Source organism: Planktotalea arctica, assembly GCF_002105285.1.
GTDB lineage: Bacteria > Pseudomonadota > Alphaproteobacteria > Rhodobacterales > Rhodobacteraceae > Planktotalea > Planktotalea arctica.
On record NZ_MUHR01000028.1, the window covers coordinates 68,754 to 81,867 of the forward strand.

Below are 13,114 nucleotides of genomic sequence, written 5' to 3' on the forward strand. Positions count from 1 at the left end.
AATTATTTGCCCGCGCTTGATCCTGCTTTGGCTTCAGCAGATGCTGCCGGAGCATTCATCGCCTGCTGGCCAAGGGTGGTAATCTTGGCGACTTGGGTTTGATAATCCTCGGCCGCACCGGTGTAAAAATTGCTGCAAGCTTGGGTCATCTCGCTCGTGTTGGAACAGCTCTTTAACTTGTTAAACAGCTCGGCATCCTGCTTGAAACGATTGGACAGGAAGGTCATCGAGTGCTGTTGCAAATCCAGCCAGCCTTTTGTGGGAAACCCCCCGAAGATGGAAGTATCGCCCATTTTCGATGTGAACGCCTGCATCATCTCTGTAGGATCAAAGCCGAAAAACGGTAGCGGGGTATAGGCGGTGGCGGAGTTTTGGGGTGAGTTTGTCATGACAGCCCTCCTTGAGCTAATCGAGTTGCAATAAGGCAAGCTACTCCCCTCTAAAACGAACAAGGCTGACGCAGATTAGCGGGTTTTCCTTTATTCTATTTGTTTGCCTCTGATGGGCGAAAATCATCCTGCGATGAGGAATCAAGTGGGGGCTGATCGATGTTAGATATAGGCTGCTTGGTTTCTGCTCAGATGGGGACAAGGGAGACCTTGAACCATGATCCAGAGCCTTTTGCCGCTGGCTGCCCTGCTGATTGGATCAGCATTCCTGCTTTTTGCGGGCGGCGTGAACAATCTGATTTTGCCAGTGCGCGGCGAAGCCGAAGGATTTTCAGCAATCTCGCTTGGCCTGTTGGGCACAGGTTGGGCCGTTGGTTATGTGGCGGGGTGTTTACGCACGCCATTTCTAGTCGCACGGGTGGGCCATATCCGTGCGTTCGGGGTGATGTGCGCGCTTGCGACCATTGCTGTCTTGATGTCGCTGGTTCTGATTGATCCGTGGATCTGGATTCCTTTGCGCTCCGTGTCGGGTTTTTGCTTTGCTGGTGCTGCGATGATTGTCGAAAGCTGGCTTAGCGAGCGTTCTGAACAAGCATCGCGCGGGCGCATCTTCGGCATTTACACAATGGTAAATCTGGCGGCCACGACCGCAGGTCAGATGGTTCTAACGCTGGGCGATGCCAAGGGGTACTTTTTCTTTGTGCTGGCCGCGATGATCTATTGTCTCGCATTGCTGCCAACGGCAATTTTCGCCACCAAATCACCGCAACCTTTGACCAGCGTTTCATTGAATTTACGAGGGCTTTGGACGAACTCGCCCATCTCGTTTTTTGCGGTCTTTATTGTTGGCATTTCCAACGCCTCTTTTGGAACACTCGCAGCAGTCTTTGCGACCCGAATGGGACTATCATTGAGTACAATCGCGCTGTTTGTGAGTGTTCCAATCTTGGCAGCCGCTGCACTACAAATTCCGGTGGGTATTCTGTCTGACAGATTTGATCGTCGGCGGGTACTGATCGTGATCGCGCTAATCGCTTTGTTGGCTGACAGCGTATTTGTGTTTTCCCGTTTTACCGACCCGTTCATACTGCTGGGACTCTCGACAGGTTTTGGTGCGGTGGCTTATTCGATGTATTCGGTTATTGTGGCCCATGCCAACGACCGCGCAGCACCAGGGACGTTCATTCAAGTGAGTGGTGGTCTGTTGCTGGTGTATGGCGTTGGCGCAATCATTGGTCCGACAATTTCGGGATTTGCAATGGCGAGGTGCGGCCCGCCAAGCCTGTTTGCAGTGGCGGGGGCGGCCCATATTATCCTTATCGCGTTTGCGCTCTTGCGCCTAAGATCTACACCCGAGGTCGCGGCAAACGACAAGGGGAGCCTGCACGCGACGCCTGTTGTGCATATGTCGACCCCAGAAACAGCTGCGCTTGGTGCCGACGAGGCAGAGCTCACTTCAGATCGCGCAGAAGATGGCACGGTCGAGCAAGATCAACCGACCAATGAGGGGCCTAATGCGCCAGCAACACGGGCATTTCAGTTTGATCAAGCATCGTGCGGGTTGTCCCACCGAAAATGGCTTCCATCATTCTTGCGTGTCCATAGGCCCCCATGACAACAAGGCCAGCGCCCTGTTCTTTGGCGCGGTGCAGAATACACTCTGCAACCTCTTTGCCACCCGTTGGAAATTGCGAGACTGTCACGTTGCACCCATGATGGCTAAGCCATGCTGCCACATCCGTGCCAGGGTCTAGCCCATCGCGCGCCGCCGTGGTGACTGGATCGAAGCAACCAATGACCACCTCATGCGCCTCTAGCAGGTAGGGCAATGCGAGATGCACCGCTTTGGAGGCTGTATCGCCGTTGTTCCAAGCGACAAATACGCTTGAAACAGGCTTGGAGGGCGAGGCATTCAACATCAAGGCAACGGGGGACTTGAAGAGAATTCCATGTGCCGCCTGCCGCATGGCATCTGAAAGGCCCTCGGCCTCTGTCACGATATGTGCGATGTCGCAAACCCGCGAATGCTGCGCGACGATTTCCTTGATATCCATGCTCGCGCACAGAAGGGATTGCACATCCGAGGACGCGCCGTTGCTGCTGAGCACGGTTTTGACCTGCATTTCACGCTTGATCAGCGCCGTTCTTGCAGTGGTTGTAATCTGCGCCCAATCATCGGGGATTGCGATGCTGCCATACATTGATCCGCCATAAGCATATGAGGGCAGTACGGGTTGTTGCCCTATCATCAGAACGCTTAGGTGCGTGTTTTGCGCCAAGGCTTGCTCTGCCTGTGTGGCGATAAACGTATCGCTCGTGCTTGGTTCTATCACCAGAAGTGTTGTTGTATTTTTCATGTGGTGGCTCCGTCAATTTGCGCGACTGCGCAATTGCAGTCACACCCTTGCGCAATGATTGACGAAATTTGTTGTTTAGATGCTTACACAGATCAATTGGCTGTCCGTTAACTGCCCCTTTTACGCCTAGAACGCTGTTCTTTCCAAAAACTAACCTGTACCAATTCATGCGGTTTCAGCAGCACTACTATTGATGATGTACGGATAGGAGAGAGTGATGTTCAAAAAAATCGTAGTCGCGTTTGATGGCTCGCACCATGCCGAAGCTACTGTTTTGACCGCATGCAATCTGGCTGAAAAATATGACGCAAATTTACATGTCGTTCATGTGCCAGAATCAAAAGAACAGGCTATGGCAGTCGGTGCCTCTGCCGTCGCGACCAGGCCCCATCGGAAGGTTTGTGCATAGGATACCGTTAAGGCGGAACAATGTGGGAACCTTTATGTTTCCGCTGTTTCCTTGATTAATCTGTAAGCGGTTGATCTTGCTATACCCAATTGTTTTGCGGCTTGTCCGGCGGTCCTTCCAGCCTGCACTAGGTTTTGCAGAGCCAAGACTGGTTTCTGGATCGAGGGGAGGTCTCCCCCGTTTTTACCCTTCATTCTGGCGGCCTGGATGCCATCTTTGGTGCGCTTGGAAATCAGTCCGCGTTCAAAATGCGCGATGGCCCCGAAGGCATGGAAGATCAGTTCTCCGGTAGCGGATGTGATGTCGATGCGTTCTTCAATTTGCTGAAAGATCACAACAAATCCGGCAAACGCAAACTACCTGCTGATGCGCCGATGCCGTTCCCAGCCAAACATTGGCCAAAGCTGATTCTTGAAGGCGGGCAACCCAAGCGCCGAGTCTATGAAACTGCTGTGGTGGCCACTTTGCGTGATCGGTTGCGTGCTGGCGATGTTTGGGTGGAGGGTAGCCAGGATTATCGGCGCTTTGATAGTTACCTGATCTCTCGCGAAACGGCGGGGGCAGAACTGAGAAAACACGGGCTGGAAACAGACGCCGATGCATGGTTTCAGGATCGCCGCTATGTTCTGAACCACCGACTTGCGATCAGGCCGCAATCACGAAGACCCTGCCGTGTTACTTGCCACCATTTTGGCCGGGGCGAGCAATCTTGGTCTGGCACGGATGGCCTATGCATCCAAGCATGTCAGCCATTCCCAACTGACCTGTGGAAGTATGTGGTATTTGCGGTCCGAAACCTACACCGACGCTCTGGCCAGGATTGTAGATGGCCACCATGATCTGCCATTCGCAAGGCGCTGGGGTGAGGTTGGCAACACGTCCTCAGACGGGCAGTTTTTTGCCGCCAATCGCGGGAGCGGCCTGATCAATGCCAAGTACGGTCCTGACCCCGGGCTGAAAATCTATTCTTTCTTGTCTGGCCGCCACGGGTCGTTTCATTCGTCAGTGATTGGGGCGACGGCGGGTGAAGCGCCCTTTGTTTTGGACGGGCTGGTCGGCAACTCCATGCTGCTCAACCTACTCATCCACTACACCGATACCGGGGGCGTCTCAGATCATGTCTTTGCCTTGTTCCACTTGCTCGGCATGAAACTTGCTTCCCGGCTGCGCGACTACCCAGATCGAAAACTGGCCTGCTTTGGATCGCCACGCCAATGGCCGTTCTTGGCACCGTTGATGGGCAGTCCTATCAAAGATGATGTCATCGCTCAGCATTGGGGGTGATGCCATCCGGCTTGCGGGCAGCGCCAAAACCAAGGCGATCAAACTAACGGCCACATTGCGAAGACTTGGCGGATACCGACAGCAAAATCGGCTCTACCTGGCACTCGGCGAGATCGGCCGCATTGAGCGGACACTGTTCATGCTGGATTGGCTGGGGAATGCTGAACTGCGCAAAGAGTGCCAAGCAGGCCTTAACAAAAGCGAGGCACGGCATTCGCTGGCAAAGGCCGTGTTCGCCCATTCCCAGGGCCGGATTTATGATCGTTCAGATGCTGCGCAACAGAAACACGCCATGGCCCTCAACATGGTTGTCGCTGCCATCATGTTCTGGAATACGCTCTACATGGACAAGGCATCCGCACACCTGGCACGTCAAGGGCAAATCCCTAATCTAAAACTGCTCTGCCACACATCACCGTTTGGCTGGGAACATACTATCCTGACCCGTGATTACGATTGGCATTCTGGCGCTGCTGAGCGAAAAATGGCACGGCCTTTGCTCCTCAACGCAACGAGAAAGTGGGTGGGATGACGCGATACAGCTAAAGTTCTCCGATTGTTCCGTCTTAACGGGATTCTACGCACAAACCTTCCGATGGGGCCTGGTGGACAAGTTTGTTGTGGTGAAAGAAAATCTCGCTCGCTTGCGGATCGAGGTTTCCGACGACAACCGCAAGGTCGTCTGGCCGGATACGAGGATGTCAACGACGCCGACCGGCTAGCCCTCGATCCGGTCATGCGCTAGGTCGCAGGTGGCCGGGCTGTCGATGCAAGAAGTACCGTAACAACGAGGCGCGGCTGCAACTTCATGCGCTGGCCTACAATCGCGCCACCTTCCTGCGCTGCATCAAGCTGCCAGAGGCAATGGCTGACTGGTTACTGACCAGCCTCCAGCTTAAGCTGATCAAGATCGGCGCTCGCGTTCTTCGCCACGCCTGGGCCATCACCTTCCAACTCGCCGAGGTCGTTCTCACGGGCTCAATGGTGCGCAACATCCTTGCCGCCATCCGCCGACTGCGAGCGCCTCCGATATGCGTCTGACAGCGGTCCAACCCCAAACTGGACGAAAGCGGCAGGATAGGTTTGTCAGCAGCGCTGAATATCATCACCTCCAGGCCAGCAAGGCGCCAGTTCGAAGCATGTGGCATCAGCCTTCAGGCGCATCCAAAACTTTCGAGACCCTCAGAGCCATAAGATACTTTGACCCGAAGGTCTGATCAGGGGACCCTCGCCTCAGAAGGCAGGCCATTTGGGGCATGCCGCATTAAACACTTGTTAAGACGATTTTTTCTTTTAACATGAAAAATGATCGCGGGGTTAAGCGACACATGGTGCTGCTCTGGGAGGGGTGGCTCGTGAACAGTTCGTGCCCGAGACTCGCTCATCTGATATGCCGATTAAAGGCGTCTCGACTCGTACTATTCCTTGGGAGGAACCATGACAAATACGATCAATCGAAGAAAATTCATGCGTGGAACGGCAATCGCCGGTGTTGCAGCGTTGGCGACGCCCGCGATCGCTGAAGGCCACGGCAAGAATATTAAGATGCAAGCGGCTTGGGGCGGCGGCATCTTTCTGGAAAATGCACAGTCCTTTGCAAACCGCGTCAATGAAATGTCTGGCGGATCGCTGACTATCGAAGTCCTGTCCGTCGATTCCGTCGTCAAAACAAGCCAGATGCAAGATGCGGTTCACCGCGGCGTTCTGGATGCGGCACACTATGTATCCGCGTACTGGTACGGCAAATCCAAGTCAGCGTCGCTGTTCGGCACAGGTCCTTGCTTTGGCTGGTCGAGCCAAGAAATGTTGGGCTGGATTCACGCAGGGGGCGGCCAAGAGTTGTTTGATGAGCTGATGGACGAGCTGCGGCTTAATGTTGTGTCCTTCTTTAACTCGCCCATGCCCGCACAGCCCCTTGGCTGGTTCTCTAAGGCGATCACAGATGCGTCGCAGATGAATGGCCTGAAGTATCGCACCGTTGGTCTTGCCGCGGACGTTATGCTTGAAATGGGTATGTCAGTTGTTCAGTTGCCAGGCGGCGAAATCCAGCCTGCGATGAAGTCTGGCCTGATTGATGCGGCCGAGTTCAACAACCCGACGTCTGACCGCGATTTTGGTATGCAGGACGTCTCCAAGGACTACATGCTGGCGTCCTACCACCAAAGCCAAGAGTGCTTTGAAGTTACGATCAACAAAGACGTCTGGAATGACCTGTCGCCAGACCATCAGGCGATCATCCGCAACGCATCCATGGCCGAAAATTCTGGCTTCTATTGGGGCAACACGAAACGCTATTCCGATGACCTGATCAAGCTTCAGGAACAGGACGGGGTGAACGTACACCGCACACCGCAGGCTGTTCTCGAAGCGCAGTTGGTTGCATGGGATAAAGTTGCAGACCGTATCGCAAGCGAAGATCCCTTCTTTGCACGCGTGATGGAATCCCAGAAGACCTACGCCAAAGAAGTGATGGGTTACCTGAACCTCAATCAGCCTGACTACAAGTTGGCCTACGATCACTACTTCTCCTGAACATGAACTAGTTCAGCAATGCCCGGGTGCCACATAGGCACTCGGGCATTACATACTTAAAAGACTGGTGTGGGCCGCAAAACGCGTGCCAAATCTGTAAATGGAGCAGCAGACATATGAAATTTGTTCATGCAATTGAGGGCCTTAGCCTTTGGGTTGGTCGCGCCTTCGGCTGGTGCATCCTGATTCTGACACTCTCTGTGTCGTACGAAGTTTTTGTCCGCTACGTCCTGAATTCGCCGACAGTTTGGGCCTTCGATATGATGATCCAGATGTATGGCGCGTTGTTCTTGATGTGCGGTGCCTATGCACTGGCCCAAGACACCCATGTCCGCGCTGACGTGATCTACCGGTTATTTCCCGTCAAAGTCCAAGCCAGTCTGGATTTTGTACTTTATTTTCTGTTCTTCTTCCCGGGCGTTCTCGCTCTTGCATGGTACGGTTGGGAAATCGCATCTGACAGCTGGCGCTATAAAGAAGTAAGCTTTAACAGCCCCGCAAGTATCCAAATCTATTTCTTCAAAACGTTGATCCCGCTTTCCGGATTTCTTTTGGCCATCCAAGGAGTGGCTGAATTGGTCCGCTGCGTCTTTGCGATGCGTACAGGTGTGTGGCCCGAACGGTTAGTCGACGTGAAAGAAACCGAAGACTTGTTGACCGCTGCTGATCTCGATGCAATCCGCGCCGTTACCCCGACTCAGAAATGAACCGCCCTGCGCACTTCTAGAAAGATAACGAGATGACAAACCCCGAAGTTGCCCTGATAATGCTTGCGCTGTTTATTGTGCTGGTTCTACTTGGGTTCCCGATTGCTTTCACACTCCTCGCGATGGGGGTGGCATTCGGATATTACGCCTACAGCAAAGGTGGCCCGATCGAGAGCTTCAGCGATATTTTTGACAACAATATTTTCTACCTGCTGAACCAGAATACATACTCGGTCATGGAAAACCCGATCCTTGTGGCGATCCCACTGTTCTTGTTCATGGGATATGTGGTCGAACGCGCCAATATCATCGATAAGCTGTTCTTCTCTCTCTACATGGCCGCGCGCAACCTGCCGGGTAGCCTTGCCATCGCAGCCTTGGTGACCTGTGCCGTATTTTCAACGGCATCGGGTATTGTCGGCGCAGTTGTGACGCTCATGGGCTTGCTAGCCTTTCCTGCGATGGCCAACGCCAACTATGACAAGAGCTTTGCAGCGGGTGTTATTTGTGCGGGCGGGACATTGGGCATCTTGATCCCACCGTCGATCATGCTGATTGTATATGCGGCGATTGCCGATCTGTCGCCTTTGCGTTTGTATGCCGCCGCCGTGTTCCCAGGCTTGTTGTTGGCAGGCCTTTATATCGTCTATGTAATATTGCGGGTCTGGTATAACCCAGCGTTAGCGCCAAAACCCACAATGGAAAACCCACCGCCGCCACGTGAAATTTACCTTGATTTGCTGAAAAGCTTTGTGCCGTTAACGGTGCTGATAGCACTGGTTCTTGGCTCGATCCTTGGCGGTCTGGCAACACCCGCAGAGGCGGCCGCGATGGGTGCGCTTGGTGGTATGGTGCTGGCTGTCCTTTATCGTTCGATGTCGTGGACCAAACTCAAAGAAAGCGTGTTCCTGACAGCAAAAGCCACTGCAATGGTCTGCTGGCTTTTCGTCGGTTCGTGGACCTTTGCATCGGTGTTCTCTTATCTTGGTGGGCACGATATTATTTCGGATTTCGTCGGCGGCTTGGATATGGAACCTTGGCAGTTCCTAGTCCTTGCGCAGATCATAATCTTCTTGCTTGGCTGGCCTCTCGAATGGTCCGAGATTCTGATCATCTTTGTCCCTATTTTTCTGCCTCTTCTCGAAGTGTTCGGCGTGAACCCGTATTTCTTTGCGATGCTGATCGCGCTGAATTTGCAGACGTCGTTCTTGACCCCCCCCATGGCCATGTCGGCCTATTATTTAAAAGGGGTGCTCAAAGATCAGATCGAGTTGATGGACATCTTCCGTGGCATCATGCCGTATTTAGGTATCGTGATCCTGACGATGATCTTGATGTATACCTTCCCCGGCATTGCTCTTTGGTTCCCTGACTATCTGTTCGGTCCATACATCCCATGATTAAGGACAGCTATAAACTGACCGCATCCGAGGCGTTGAAGGCCATCGCCTCGGGTCGACTTAGCTCGCTCGAACTTGTTAAATCCTGCCTTGATCAAATCAAGTCGACGGATGATGGGATCAAGGCTTGGGCGTTTCTGGATGGTGAAGTCGCCTTAGCGCAGGCAGAAGAATGTGACCGCATACGCAAGGCTGGCCGCGCGACAGGTGCGCTGCACGGCATTCCTGTCGGGGTCAAAGACATCATTGATACGGGCAAAATGCCGACAGAGTGCGGCACGTCGATTTTCGCAGGCCGCCAGACGGATCACGTCGCTCGGCTGGTTGAACGCCTGCGCGAGGCAGGTGCGATAATCATGGGCAAGACCGTCACTACGGAACTAGCCTTTGTTCATGCCAATGAAACCCGCAATCCGCACAATCTAGATTACAGCCCTGGAGGGTCCTCCAGCGGATCAGCCGCCGCTGTAGCAGCCCTTCACGTGCCGCTGGCTGTGGGGACACAAACAAACGGGTCCGTCATAAGGCCCGCATCGTTTTGCGGTGCCTTCGGCTTCAAGCCAACGCGTGGTATAATTTCGCGCAGCGGCGTTCTTCAAACATCCGTCTCGCTTGATCAGGTCGGATGTTTTGGGCGCAGCATCGCGGATGTTGCGCTGTTAACAGATGTATTGAGTTGCTATGATCAACACGACCCCACCAGCCTACCCCGCCCACGTCCCGATATGTTGTCTGGTGCACAAGCCGATGTGCCGGTGACACCCGACCTTGCATGGTTTGATCTGCCATTCAACGAACGGCTGTCCGTGGACGCGCGCGATGGCATCGAGGCTGTTCTGGACATCCTCGGACCGCAAGTGACGCGCATGAAACCGGCAGATACTATGGCCGACCTTGTAGCGGTCCAGGCATGCATTCATGAATATGAAATCGCAGAGCATCAGGCCAAAATATTCGACCAACACTGGGACCAGATCAGCGACACGCTAAAGCCAATAATCACCCGCGCACGCAAGATCACCAAAACCGAGTATGAAGACGCGTTGGCCGTCAAAACGTCCGCCGAAGCATTCTTTGCAAATTTCTTCGTCGATTATGATGCCATAATTGCCCCCGCCGCTGCAGGCGAAGCGCCAAAGTTTGGCGATGGCACGGGAGATCCGGTTTTCTGCACCTTGTGGACCCTGGCGGGTCTGCCCTGCGTTACACTACCTATTCTGGTGGGCGAAAACGGGTTACCTATTGGAGTGCAATTGATCGGCCCTGCCGAAAAAGACGACCGCCTTTTGCGCACAGCGCGATGGCTTCAAAAACATCTTGCAGAAATAGAAGACTAAAAAGGAACCTAAAATGTCATACACGGTCAAACTGTTTGTCGGGCTACTTGGTACAGCATTCCTGTGCATTTTTATTGGTGGCTTGTCTCAAAGCATCTCATCCGGTTTTGCAGGGTTCACAGGAGGCTTGCCGTTCATGATTATTGCGATCGTGGTGTGTGGCATGGCGGTCTTTGATTTTTGGGACGAATGCGTTCGCAAAAAATGACCAAGAAGCGTCTTTGGATCACCCGCCGTCTTTCTGATGCAACGCTTGACCGCGCAAAGCGCGATTATGACGTGGTCATTAATTATGACGACACTCCTGGAACAGCTGCGGATCTGATTGCGGCAAGTGCCGATTTCGACGCTATTATTCCATGTCACTCCGAACTCTTCAGCCCTGAAGTCGTGGCGCAATTTTCTGACCGCCTCCAGATTGTTGCTAACCATTCCGTTGGTGTGGACCACTGTGATTTGCCTGCCCTGGAGGGGAGGAAGATTGTGGTAACGAACACCCCTGACGTCCTGTCAGATGCAACGGCCGAGCTGGCGATGCTGTTGATGTTAGGAGCCGCTCGTCATGCGGTCGCAGGAGATCGGATAGTGCGCACTGGCAGCTGGGACAGCTGGTCGCCTGCATTCATGGTCGGCAAGCAGGTCACAGGCGCACGACTGGGAATCGTTGGAATGGGCCGCGTCGGACGCGCCTTCGCCGCAAAGGCGCGCGGATTTGATATGGAAATCCACTATTTCAACCGCTCTGAACTTCCCCCACATCAGGCCCAGAGCGCTATTTATCATGACAGCGTCGAAAGTCTTTTAGAAGTTGCCGACTTCCTGTCGCTCCATTGCCCCGCCACGCCCGAGACGCTTGATCTAATGAATGTGGATCGCTTCGCAAGGCTTCCAACAGGTGCTGTCATTGTGAATACTGCCCGTGGGGCACTGGTCGATGAAGATGCTTTGATGGCGGCGCTGGACAGCGGCCAAGTGGCCGCCGCGGGTCTCGATTGCTTTAAGATCGAACCGGGCGGCAATCCAGCACTCGCGAAATACGACAACATCTTCATGTTGCCTCACATCGGCAGTGCCACGCGCACGACGCGCGACGCCATGGGCTTTCGTGCTCTCGACAATCTGGATGAGTTCTTCGCTGGGAAGATACCTAAGGACACCCTTTAGAAATGATGGATAAATCAATGACAAAACTCGCGTTTCTGGGCCTTGGGGTCATGGGCTACCCAATGGCAGGCCACCTTGCAAAGGCTGGCCATGCAGTGACAGTTTTCAACCGGACCACCACCAAGGCCGAGGCTTGGGTGAAGGATAACGGCGGTGTATTTGGTAAAACCCCTGCCGAGGCAGCACAAGGTGCTGAAATAGTTCTGGCCTGCGTGGGCAACGACGATGATCTGCGTAGTGTTTGCCTTGGACCAGATGGTGCGTTTGCAACTATGTCTGAAGGTAGTACTTTCGTCGATCATACAACCGTATCCGCCGCCGTGACAGCCGAGCTTTTCGCTGTTGCCAAAGAAAAGGGCATCGCCTTTGTTGATGCTCCTGTTTCAGGCGGTCAAGCAGGGGCGGAAAACGCCCAATTATCTATCATGTGTGGTGGTGATCAGGCCGATTACGATTGGGCAGAACCTGTGATGAATGTCTATGCAAAGCTTTGCCGACGCATTGGCTGCAGTGGCGCGGGGCAAATGACTAAAATGTGCAACCAGATCGCGATTGCAGGTCTTGTACAAGGCCTGTCTGAGGCGTTGCATTTTGCCTCCAAGGCTGGATTAGACAGCGAGGCTGTGGTCGAGGTCATTAGTCAAGGTGCCGCTGGATCATGGCAAATGCAAAACCGTTACAAGACAATGCTGGATGATCATTTCGATCATGGTTTCGCAGTTGATTGGATGCGCAAAGATCTTGGGATCTGCCTTGAAACAGCCAACGAGAATGGTGCGTCCTTGCCCATAACAGCGCTTATCGATCAATTTTATAAAGACGTCCAGAAAATGGGTGGTGGCCGCTGGGACACCTCTTCTTTGTTCAAACGACTTCAAGAAGACTGACCCCAATATGAGCGGCGTTACACAGGTGGTATGGCTTTGTTGATGGCGTGGATGCCCTCACCAACTGGCATCGTAATGTGCCATTGTGATGTTGCAGAAAGCATCATTCAAAGGGAGAGCATCCATGTCAGAAATCACCATAATCGGCATAGACCTTGCAAAGCGCGTGTTTCAACTTCACGGGACTTGCGCAAACGGAGCAGTTATTTTTCGCAAGAAACTGACGCGTGTTCAGCTTCTCGCATTTATGAGCGAACAGCCCACATGCACTGTTGCGATGGAGGCCTGTGCGACAGCTCACTGCTGGGGCCGCGAGATCGAGAAGCTGGGGCACACGGTGCGACTGATTGCACCAAACTATGTGAAGCCATTTGTAAAAAGGCAAAAGAACGATGTTGCTGACGCTGAAGCTATCGTCGCGACCAACAATGCGGTTTGTAGAGCTAAAGTCTGAAGCCCAGCAGGCGCGTGCCATGCTGTTTCGTATGCGACAGATGTTCATTGGTCAGCGCACTCAGACGATCAACGCACTGCGTGGCCATCTTGCGGAGCACGGCGTTGTTGCACCAAAGGGAGCCATCCACGTCAAACGCCTGGTCGACGCCGTGTCGGATGAGGCCGTTCATTTGCCAGAGGGCGTCCGAGAAC

At 53.5% G+C, this 13,114-nt stretch carries 14 protein-coding genes and 2 pseudogenes; 13 read left to right on the forward strand and 3 right to left on the reverse strand.

The genetic code is table 11. The annotated features are described in order from the left end of the window. Positions 1-2: 2 nt before the first annotated feature. The gene (locus B9P63_RS17520) at positions 3-389 is read right to left on the reverse strand and encodes a hypothetical protein (protein ID WP_085311200.1); all 387 of its coding nucleotides are present in this window, start codon (positions 387-389) and stop codon (positions 3-5) included. A gap of 217 nt (positions 390-606) precedes the next feature. Here B9P63_RS17520 and B9P63_RS17525 point away from each other — a divergent pair, with 217 nt between their 5' ends. Next, a complete protein-coding gene (locus B9P63_RS17525) occupies positions 607-2,004 on the forward strand; it encodes an MFS transporter (protein WP_085311202.1) in 1,398 nt (465 codons plus the stop codon). Here the strand turns inward: B9P63_RS17525 and B9P63_RS17530 are convergent. After that, entirely contained in the window at positions 1,901-2,746 is an 846-nt protein-coding gene (locus tag B9P63_RS17530) for a universal stress protein (RefSeq protein WP_085311204.1), read from the reverse strand. The genes B9P63_RS17525 and B9P63_RS17530 overlap by 104 nt on opposite strands. A 217-nt stretch (positions 2,747-2,963) precedes the next feature. Here B9P63_RS17530 and B9P63_RS17535 point away from each other — a divergent pair, with 217 nt between their 5' ends. Continuing rightward, complete coding sequence (locus B9P63_RS17535; RefSeq protein ID WP_085311206.1) at positions 2,964-3,155, forward strand: universal stress protein; 192 nt, start codon at positions 2,964-2,966, stop codon at positions 3,153-3,155. Between the two features lie 32 nt (positions 3,156-3,187). On the opposite strand, the gene B9P63_RS17540 is transcribed toward B9P63_RS17535, so the two are convergent. After that, positions 3,188-3,490: a recombinase family protein gene (locus tag B9P63_RS17540; protein ID WP_085311208.1), complete on the reverse strand. Its 303-nt coding sequence runs from the start codon at positions 3,488-3,490 to the stop codon at positions 3,188-3,190. 337 nt (positions 3,491-3,827) lie between these two features. On the opposite strand from B9P63_RS17540, the gene B9P63_RS19665 reads away from it, so the two are divergent. The 11 genes and pseudogenes from B9P63_RS19665 to B9P63_RS19490 form a co-directional block, all read left to right on the forward strand. Continuing rightward, positions 3,828-4,439 (forward strand): Tn3 family transposase, encoded by a 612-nt coding sequence (locus B9P63_RS19665; protein WP_281252384.1) that lies wholly within the window; start codon positions 3,828-3,830, stop codon positions 4,437-4,439. Beyond that, complete coding sequence (locus B9P63_RS19670) at positions 4,411-4,971, forward strand: Tn3 family transposase (RefSeq protein WP_085311214.1); 561 nt, start codon at positions 4,411-4,413, stop codon at positions 4,969-4,971. Before B9P63_RS19665 ends, B9P63_RS19670 begins: the two co-directional genes overlap by 29 nt. Before the next feature lie 236 nt (positions 4,972-5,207). Continuing rightward, a pseudogene (locus tag B9P63_RS17560) lies at positions 5,208-5,480 on the forward strand (transposase); the annotation flags it as partial. A 396-nt stretch (positions 5,481-5,876) separates the two neighbouring features. Further along, complete coding sequence (locus tag B9P63_RS17565) at positions 5,877-6,971, forward strand: TRAP transporter substrate-binding protein (protein ID WP_085311216.1); 1,095 nt, start codon at positions 5,877-5,879, stop codon at positions 6,969-6,971. A gap of 116 nt (positions 6,972-7,087) precedes the next feature. Further along, entirely contained in the window at positions 7,088-7,678 is a 591-nt protein-coding gene (locus B9P63_RS17570) for a TRAP transporter small permease subunit (protein ID WP_085311218.1), read from the forward strand. Positions 7,679-7,710: 32 nt separating this feature from the next. Continuing rightward, positions 7,711-9,078, forward strand: a complete 1,368-nt coding sequence (locus B9P63_RS17575) for a TRAP transporter large permease (protein WP_085311220.1) — start codon at positions 7,711-7,713, stop codon at positions 9,076-9,078. Further along, entirely contained in the window at positions 9,075-10,415 is a 1,341-nt protein-coding gene (locus B9P63_RS17580) for an amidase (protein WP_085311222.1), read from the forward strand. The genes B9P63_RS17575 and B9P63_RS17580 overlap by 4 nt, the downstream gene beginning before the upstream one ends. Before the next feature lie 13 nt (positions 10,416-10,428). Further along, a complete protein-coding gene (locus tag B9P63_RS17585) occupies positions 10,429-10,623 on the forward strand; it encodes a hypothetical protein (protein WP_085311224.1) in 195 nt (64 codons plus the stop codon). Further along, on the forward strand, positions 10,620-11,579 hold the full coding sequence (locus tag B9P63_RS17590) for a 2-hydroxyacid dehydrogenase (protein WP_085311226.1): 960 nt from the start codon (positions 10,620-10,622) through the stop codon (positions 11,577-11,579). Before B9P63_RS17585 ends, B9P63_RS17590 begins: the two co-directional genes overlap by 4 nt. A gap of 17 nt (positions 11,580-11,596) precedes the next feature. After that, a complete protein-coding gene (locus B9P63_RS17595; protein WP_085311241.1) occupies positions 11,597-12,466 on the forward strand; it encodes an NAD(P)-dependent oxidoreductase in 870 nt (289 codons plus the stop codon). Positions 12,467-12,590: 124 nt separating this feature from the next. Next, positions 12,591-13,114, forward strand: a pseudogene (locus B9P63_RS19490) (IS110 family RNA-guided transposase); the annotation flags it as partial.